9 protein-coding genes are annotated in these 7,313 nt (G+C 54.4%); 5 read left to right on the top strand and 4 right to left on the bottom strand.

Going from position 1 to position 7,313, the window contains the following annotated elements:
* Positions 1-61: 61 nt before the first annotated feature.
* Both FYZ48_RS23805 and FYZ48_RS23810 read right to left on the bottom strand, forming a co-directional pair.
* A complete protein-coding gene (locus tag FYZ48_RS23805) occupies positions 62-1,339 on the bottom strand; it encodes a glucuronyl esterase domain-containing protein (RefSeq protein WP_149345037.1) in 1,278 nt (425 codons plus the stop codon).
* A 199-nt stretch (positions 1,340-1,538) separates the two neighbouring features.
* On the bottom strand, positions 1,539-2,156 hold the full coding sequence (locus FYZ48_RS23810; RefSeq protein ID WP_149345039.1) for a hypothetical protein: 618 nt from the start codon (positions 2,154-2,156) through the stop codon (positions 1,539-1,541).
* Positions 2,157-2,415: 259 nt separating this feature from the next.
* On the opposite strand from FYZ48_RS23810, the gene FYZ48_RS23815 reads away from it, so the two are divergent.
* The 3 genes from FYZ48_RS23815 to FYZ48_RS23825 all read left to right on the top strand — a co-directional run bounded on the left by FYZ48_RS23815 (position 2,416) and on the right by FYZ48_RS23825 (position 4,122).
* Positions 2,416-2,775: a hypothetical protein gene (locus FYZ48_RS23815; RefSeq protein ID WP_149345041.1), complete on the top strand. Its 360-nt coding sequence runs from the start codon at positions 2,416-2,418 to the stop codon at positions 2,773-2,775.
* Positions 2,741-3,292 carry a methyltransferase family protein gene (locus FYZ48_RS23820; protein ID WP_149345043.1) on the top strand — a complete coding sequence of 184 codons (552 nt, stop codon included), beginning with the start codon at positions 2,741-2,743 and terminating at the stop codon, positions 3,290-3,292. Before FYZ48_RS23815 ends, FYZ48_RS23820 begins: the two co-directional genes overlap by 35 nt.
* A gap of 245 nt (positions 3,293-3,537) precedes the next feature.
* Positions 3,538-4,122: a hypothetical protein gene (locus tag FYZ48_RS23825; RefSeq protein WP_149345045.1), complete on the top strand. Its 585-nt coding sequence runs from the start codon at positions 3,538-3,540 to the stop codon at positions 4,120-4,122.
* Between the two features lie 162 nt (positions 4,123-4,284).
* Here FYZ48_RS23825 and FYZ48_RS23830 read toward each other — a convergent pair whose 3' ends face one another.
* Positions 4,285-5,064, bottom strand: a complete 780-nt coding sequence (locus tag FYZ48_RS23830) for an SPFH domain-containing protein (protein WP_198422269.1) — start codon at positions 5,062-5,064, stop codon at positions 4,285-4,287.
* Between the two features lie 294 nt (positions 5,065-5,358).
* Between FYZ48_RS23830 and FYZ48_RS23835 the strand changes: the two genes are divergently transcribed.
* Positions 5,359-5,589, top strand: coding sequence for a hypothetical protein (locus FYZ48_RS23835; RefSeq protein WP_145035962.1), 231 nt, complete (start codon positions 5,359-5,361; stop codon positions 5,587-5,589).
* An 88-nt stretch (positions 5,590-5,677) separates the two neighbouring features.
* Positions 5,678-5,917: a hypothetical protein gene (locus FYZ48_RS23840; protein ID WP_149345053.1), complete on the top strand. Its 240-nt coding sequence runs from the start codon at positions 5,678-5,680 to the stop codon at positions 5,915-5,917.
* A 203-nt stretch (positions 5,918-6,120) separates the two neighbouring features.
* Here FYZ48_RS23840 and FYZ48_RS23845 read toward each other — a convergent pair whose 3' ends face one another.
* Entirely contained in the window at positions 6,121-7,233 is a 1,113-nt protein-coding gene (locus tag FYZ48_RS23845; RefSeq protein WP_149345057.1) for an alpha/beta hydrolase family protein, read from the bottom strand.
* Between the last annotated feature and the right edge of the window lie 80 nt (positions 7,234-7,313).

Below are 7,313 nucleotides of genomic sequence, written 5' to 3' on the forward strand. Positions count from 1 at the left end.
CGATCGTTGGTTATCGACTGGTGTTCAGACTACGGGGAAGCGGTGGGCGGACGAACCGGGATCAACTGCCCTGGAAATGCTGGTCGGCGAAGTTGAGGTACTGTTCCCAGTCGAAGTCGGTCACATCGTGTTTGCCGGTGCGGATGTGATAGCCCATCTGCTTCTGCACGGGTTCGTTGATGCCGGGCATCTTGTCTGCACCGAAGCCGGAGGTGCCGAGCAGCTTGTAGACGGGTTCCGCGTATTTGACGGAGAGGAATTCCCCCTTGGGATCGGCCCAGCGGTCTTCGACGGCACTGGCGACGTAGACGGGGCGGGGGGCGATCAGTGAGATCAGCATGTGTTGATCGACGGGGAGCTCGTTTTCCTTGTCGATGTACTTGTTGAAGTTGTCACAGAACCAGTGCGGGAACGAATTGTTGATGACGTGCAGGGTTTCACCGAAGCGGCGCCGACTGAGGGCGGCACCGCCACAACCAGAGTCGTTGGAAATGACAATCGCAAATCGCGGGTCCTGCGCGCCGGCCCAGAGGGAGGTTTTCCCGAGACGGGAGTGTCCCATGACGGCGACTTTGTTCGCGTCGATCTGTTTGTCGGTTTCGAGGTAATCCAGGGCGCGGCTGAGTCCCCAGGCCCAGGCAGCGATCGTGCCCCATTCATCGGGCGCGGGTTTCTGTTTGGAATTGTAGAGGGCGTGCACGCCGTTCTTGAAGCCGTCGTCATAGTCGGGGTCGATGTCGCCGCAGTAGATGGCGACGAGTCCGTAGCCACGATCGATGATCTTTTCGATGGGCCAGCGGGACGATGATTTGCCTCGCGAGGCTTCGGTCGCTTTATGATCGACGATGCCTTTGTCTTTGTTGGCCCGCATCCAGTGATCGTTGAGTTTAACGTCTGTCTCATCGGTGATGGTGTGGTTGCCGTAAAAGTTGAGACCCATGAAGACAGGGACCGGCTTGGTGGCTTTCGCGGGGAGATAGATCAACAGATCCATCCGCGGTTCTTCTTTCTTGCCCGAGAAGTAGACCGAGACTTCCTTACGGATGGCCTTGCCGCCGAGGGCGTCGTTCTTGACGGAGGTGACTTCGAACAGCATGTCTTCGGGGGCTGCGGGGCTTTTGCCGTAGACTTCAGTTTCGAAGAGCTCCAGAATTTCGGGGCGGCGGACCTGCTGCCATGCTTTAGCTGAGTCGACCTTTTTCCCTTTATTGGTGACGAGCGGGTCGGGGAGTTTGAATTCCGGGACCTGGCTTTCATCGTAATTGGGTTTGGGACGTTGCGCGTGGGCGGCGGGAGTCAGCAGCAGCGTTAGGCTGAGCAGGAACAGCAGACGTTTCATGGTGAGGCGGCCTTTATATTCTGGTGGGACATCGATTGTGAGTTCTGAGGTTACTATTCTCAATCGTGCCGGTTTCCGCAAGGATTGGCAATATGAAACCGGCGGTGGACCGCAAAAAGCTCGAAATTCTGGAACCACGAAAAGCACGAAAGACACGAAAATTCTGCTGGGTGAGGGCTGTGTAATATACTATTGAAAATCAAGGAATACTCAGTGATTCCAGTTTTTTGATGACATCATTGTATTTCGCGGAGACAAGTCCGGCCCTTGGGTGGTACCGGAATCCGGAGTGTTCACGACCTGCAGCTTTCAGTGCCTGTTCGGCATGGCTGCGGGCCGATTCTACATCATCGGTATCAGCGGCAATCAAGGCGTGGGCGGTGTGCCAGAGAAATTCGTCCAAGGGTAACTCCAGGTCGGAGGCTGCCAACTGCAATAATTCACTGGCGCGGTTGTAGCAGTCTTGAATCCCGCCCGTGGCAATCAAGTAAGGGAGATTGTGTCTCGCACGACTCTGCACGTTGGGAAACTCGGCCTCGCGGGCAAGTGCGTCTTCATAAGCGACCAGTGCCTCCTCAATGCGGTCGCGTGACAGTAGTGCTTCGGCTCGTGTGCCGTGAGCCCATGCTAGAAATAAATCATCATATTCAAAGTAGCGATCAAGTAATTTAAGGGAGACCTCGGGATGAGTTTCTACCAGTGTGGTTGCCTGGATCCGGAGGTACTGAGCCTTATCTCGTGCTCGCGTCAACTTTTCATTGAAAGTACGTTCAATTTCAGCGTTCCAGGTTGTGTTTCGATACCAGTCATCGTTCATTTACACGAGATTCTTCGTCAAAATGGTCGAAATGGTTTTTATAATTTGAAAGTATGATTCTGTGCAGCAAGGTCGAGTCTTTCTGTATCCTGCCTCGGATCGAATCCCAGCATCGATTCACAAAATGTGATCTTTCTACTTTGCAAGCGTGATCAATTTCGCCACGATTGGCAATATGAAATCAGAATCAGATTGGAAAAGCTGGTTGTTTCTTTATCCGCTGCTGCAGGGTCTGGGCGGCGTGGGGTGGTGATGTCTGTTGCTGGCGGTGCCGGAGAGTCGGGCGCTGTTTCTGTCGGAGACACTGTCGGAGCGGGTGCTGCTGGCGTTCTGGCTGCCGGACGGCGTGGTGTTTGTGGGCGGTTCTTTTGTGCTGGCGTATGGTCTCTGGCGGCAGCGCTGCTGGGCGGGGCCGGTGTTGTATTTTCTGACGGGCGGCATTGCTTATGTGAGCCTGTACTGTCTGTCGCTGAGCCTGACGACGCAGGGGGGCTGGCTGGGAACCTGTCTGATGCTGGTGTGTCTGGGACTGATGTTGCTGGTTGGTTTGATTCATACGGGCCGATGTTGTGGGAAAGCCGGGGATGTTCAAGATCACGTTTCGACCGACGCGGGCTGAGACGCCACTGTGGTGGCTGCTGCTGAAGATTGTGCTGCAGACGGTCGTGTTCTGGACGCTGTTTCTGCTGGTGTTCCCGGCGGGGCTGATCTGGCTGGAAGGTGTTCTCGGCTGGCCGGCGTTTCGGTTCGACGGGCAGCGGGTGCTGGGAGTGATCCTGTTTGTGCTGGGGGGGAGCCTGGGGCTGACGAGCGGGGCGACGATGGGCATTTATGGTCGCGGAACGCCGGTCCCTTTCGATACGGCACGGCAGCTGGTGGTAGCGGGACCGTATCGGTTTGTGCGGAACCCGATGGCGATTGCAGGGCTGGTGCAGGGGGCCGCCGTGGGTTTGTATTTCGGTAGCGGGCTGGTTCTGGCGTACGTGGTAGTGGGCATGGTGCTGTGGAATATTTGTGTGCGGCCGATAGAAGAGCAGGACCTGGAGACGCGGTTCGGGGAGGCGTTTGTGGCGTATCGCCGGGAGGTGCGGTGCTGGGTGCCGCGGTGGAAGGGGTATCGAGTGGTGGGGAAATAAAAGGAAATTTGTATGAACCACGAAATGCACGAAAGACTGCTGGGGAGGATTTGACTCGAAAGAGAGACCATTAAGATTTTGGGAAATCAACCGGTTGATGTTGATCGTTTGTTGCCGGGTTAAGAAGATGGGTTGCTGATCTGGCATGTGTCTGAATTCGATTTTATGATCATTAATCGCTGCAACGAACAATGTATCTGGGTAGAACCGTTTCGTTCCCTTTTTTGAACCTGGGAAATAGTGTAATGCCATACACGGCTGAGCAGTTTCAATATTTCGAGCAGTTGATCAGGGGGGAAGCTGATATCAGCTGGCGCGCCTGGTGGAAACGGAATGAAGCGACGCTGAAAGTGCAGTTGCCACGGGCAGAATATCTGCGGATCAAGTTTGGACTGGTTGAGTACGCTTTTAAGCTGTTGCAGGAAGCGGGGGTCGATATTGAATGGGGACCGGCGGCGTCTCGCGAGCACTACTATGCAAGACTGCATGAATCAGTGCTGGATGAAAAGGGGCGTCCCTCGGCTGAGTTCCAGCGGAAAAAGTACCAGGGTGCGTTACGGGACTTGAAGGCGGGAGATCAGGAAAAGGCTCAGAGGAAGATTAAAAGGATCATCAGGCAGGCGTTGAAAAACCGCGAAGAATATGAGTGTGAAGAACTCTGTGACATCCAGTTTGATGGGGCGCAGATGCTGGCCAGTGGCATCGATGATGAAATTAAGCTCGGCCTTGCTCTCACCCGAGAGATCGCCAGCCTGGAAGACACCGATGATATCATCAGTGTGCCAATTCAGTATGCTCGAGACGCGTTGGCGAAATACGAAGGTACCTGATGAGGGCGGGGATTCTGGTGCTGACGAGTCTCTTCTGTCAGTATCCTGCTCGCTGCGCTCGGCCCGAGTTGCGTTCGGGGCGACCCGTTGAGGAACCACGAAAAACACGAAAGATTCGAAAAATTGTGAGCGGGATGGGGGCTGAACTCGAAAACTGCTTGATCAGTCATCCTCTTCTGTCTTTTCGAACTCGCTGGAGTGGGTTTGCGAACGTTTTCTGATGAGTTCTTCGAGGCTTGTGATTCCCATAAAAGCAGGCATCGCGCCCATTGATTTGTCAGTAGGAATAAATACGACAGAAGACTTCCCCTCAAGGCAGATCTCATAGAGCATGTTCATAGATCGCAGTTGAAGGGCAATGGGATTGTCTGCGTATTTTTGGGAAGCAGCAATAATGGCATCGGCAGCCAGTTGTTCCGCATCAGCCAGGATCACACGTGCGCGTTTTTCGCGTTCCGCAGCCGCTTCGCGCGCAATGGCATCTTCCAGCTCTTTGGCAACAATGACGTCCTTGATTTCTACAGAAATCACGGTCACTCCCCATTTGGAAACGAATCCATCAATGTGCTCTTTCAGCCGCTTTCCGATTTTGTCCCGTTCAGCGAGGAGCTCGTCCAGATTTGATTTCCCTACCATGTCCCGGATCGAGGATCGCGCGCTAAGCTGTGTGGCTTTGTGGTAGTTATCGACGTTCAAAACGCACGCCTTGGGATCCATCACCTGGTAGAAGAGGATCGCATCCACTTCTACCGGAATGTTGTCTTTCGTCAGTCCTACCTGCATGGGGACCGTGTAGGTGATAATTCGCAAGTCGATCCGGTAGAGAACACGCGTGACGAAGGGGATGTAAAAGTATAAACCCGGCTCAACCATTCGGTAAAACTTCCCGAGGAAAAACAGGGCGTGACGCTCCCATTCTTTTACTGTACCAAAGAAAAACATGTGCATTGTCCTGGATGGAGGAAGCCGACATGGAACCAGTTATTAAAGTGCGCCACATGAAAAGCGGCAGGTATCAAAGGTGCTGTTCCTTTTATCATCCCCGAGTTCTGATGACTTAACAACTGCTTTTTAACAGATTAACGATTTTCCACGCAGTGGCTAAGTATTTTTCTGCAATACCGTTGAATGGCGGTTTTGTGGAACCACGGCCGGTACGAAATTAACGAACAGTTGTGATATGATGGAAAGGGTTACTGAGCCCCGTTTCACATGCTCCAACAGGATTGAAGTTGGATGAGAGAAAAGCTGATCGATGAAATCAGGTCGGAGCTGGATCGGCTGTCAGTTCGGTCTTATGCAGAGAGCCAGTCGATCTATGCCGACCAAAAACAATTGAGGCATTTGCGTCACCTGCTCAGTCGGGCGGCTGCGCTGCAAGCAGAGGGAGTGGCTGATTTTTCGCGCTGTGTCTATGATGTGGCTCCCGGTTCGTCCCGGTTGGCGCGGTTGACTTCAGAGTTGTGAGCGACGATGTGTGTGGTTTTCGTTTTCAGGTGCGCTGACATTTTACTATTTGACTCAAACCATTCGATTCTAAACAGGGGCCGGTGCTATGGATGACAGTCAATTAACTGAATATGCAGCGTATTGGGGAGACGAAGCTGAAGAATTTTTGCTTGTCTCGTCCGGAGCGGATCTAAATGATTTATCAGATTGCCTGATCTTTCACGAAGAGAGTCGTTGCTACGATGTTATTGAAGATGACGAGGCCTCTCTGGAGGTGAAGATTCGTATGCGCGAGGCCGGTGTGCCTGTGGTCCATATGGATGATCTCAATAAACCTGACGGTTGATTTGTTCTGCCGGATTCCTCTTCACTGCGAATTGTATTCGGGTTATTCGTCAACCTTTTTACGGCGGTTAGCGTCTTGACGCTCAGGGTTGGTGGGCATTTTGGTGTCCCTTGGGCGTTGATACTGGTTGTATGTCGCCAGGCGGGAGGACACATGGGTCCTCCCCTACAACTTCAGTCGCCTGGGTGAATCAGGGGGGATTCTCACTCGCCGAAGTGTTGTTTGAGGAAGGCGAGGCTTTTGTTGTTGGACCAGCGGTGGCCGCCTTGGAAGAAGTCGGCGTCGATGTTTTCTTCTGCATCCAGGACCTGGTAGACCTGCTGCAGTTTTTTATAGCCCTGGCGGGCGGCTTCGATGGGGAAGATTTTGTCTTCGATGCCGTTGATGAGCAGGACCGGGCGGGGGGCGTGCAGGGCGACGACGTCGGACATTTCGCCGAACCGCATCATCTCGGGCATACACTGACACAAGCAGTGCGGCATGGCGTAGTAGGAGGCGCGGTAGCTTGAGAAGGCGCCGGCGATCATGGTGAGCTTGACGCGCTCGTCGAGGACGGGGAGGTACATGGCGGTAGCTCCGCCTCCGGAGAGGCCGGCGGCAGCGATGCGGTTGGGGTCGACTGCGTCCTGTGTCTGCAGGAAGTCGATGACGCGCATGGCGTCCCAGCTGCGCTGGCCTTGGGGGGTACTGCCGATGAGGAGGGCGTTCATGGTCATCTGCAGGCAACTGCGTTTGGTGTGTGAGACGCCGCGATCCTGGTCGCCGGCGGTTTCGTTCCAGCCCCGCATGACGATGGCGGCGGAGACGTAGCCGTGCTTCGCGAAGTAGACGGCGTAGTCGAGTTCGCTCTGGCGGGTCTTTTCTTTGTCGGCTTTGGTTTTGCCTTCATCGATGTAGGGGATGATGCCGCTGTGTCCGTGCATGCAGACAATCGCGGGGACTTTTTTCTTTAAGTTGTGCGGGACGAAGTAATAGACGGGAGCCCAATAGGCGGCTTCGGTGCGGACAAAGACTTTGTGGCGGGTGAAGGTGTCGAACTCTTTCTTTTCGGCCCACTTGACTTCCAGGGGGACGCGCTCGGGCATTTTACCCAGGATGCGGGTGACGGTCGGATGAAACTGTTTTCGCCAGGCTGCGTGTTCGGCTTTGTTCGTGGCCTGCCAGGCCTGCAGCGGTTCCATGGCGTCGGCGAGTTGCTGGTAGCTTTCGGTGACGGTAAATGGTTTCTCGGCGGGGTTGCGTTCTGCTGCGGTGGTTGGGGTGATGCAGATGCAGGAGAGCAGGGTGATGAGCAGGCTGCGGGTGAGTGTTTGCATGAGGTTTGACCGTTGTTCAAAAACAGGGGGCGGGTGACTTAGTGTATCATTCTATTACAGGGGAACGCTGGGGGAAGGTC

The organism is Gimesia chilikensis (genome assembly GCF_008329715.1).
GTDB classification, from domain to species: Bacteria; Planctomycetota; Planctomycetia; order Planctomycetales; family Planctomycetaceae; genus Gimesia; species Gimesia chilikensis.

Coding starts and splice junctions, on each gene's coding strand:
- FYZ48_RS23805 (WP_149345037.1), bottom strand. CDS start 1,339: ATGAAACGTCTGCTGTTCCTGCTCAGCCTAACGCTGCTGCTGACTCCC.
- FYZ48_RS23810 (WP_149345039.1), bottom strand. CDS start 2,156: ATGAACGATGACTGGTATCGAAACACAACCTGGAACGCTGAAATTGAA.
- FYZ48_RS23820 (WP_149345043.1), top strand. CDS start 2,741: ATGTTCAAGATCACGTTTCGACCGACGCGGGCTGAGACGCCACTGTGG.
- FYZ48_RS23825 (WP_149345045.1), top strand. CDS start 3,538: ATGCCATACACGGCTGAGCAGTTTCAATATTTCGAGCAGTTGATCAGG.
- FYZ48_RS23830 (WP_198422269.1), bottom strand. CDS start 5,064: ATGTTTTTCTTTGGTACAGTAAAAGAATGGGAGCGTCACGCCCTGTTT.
- FYZ48_RS23835 (WP_145035962.1), top strand. CDS start 5,359: ATGAGAGAAAAGCTGATCGATGAAATCAGGTCGGAGCTGGATCGGCTG.
- FYZ48_RS23840 (WP_149345053.1), top strand. CDS start 5,678: ATGGATGACAGTCAATTAACTGAATATGCAGCGTATTGGGGAGACGAA.
- FYZ48_RS23845 (WP_149345057.1), bottom strand. CDS start 7,233: ATGCAAACACTCACCCGCAGCCTGCTCATCACCCTGCTCTCCTGCATC.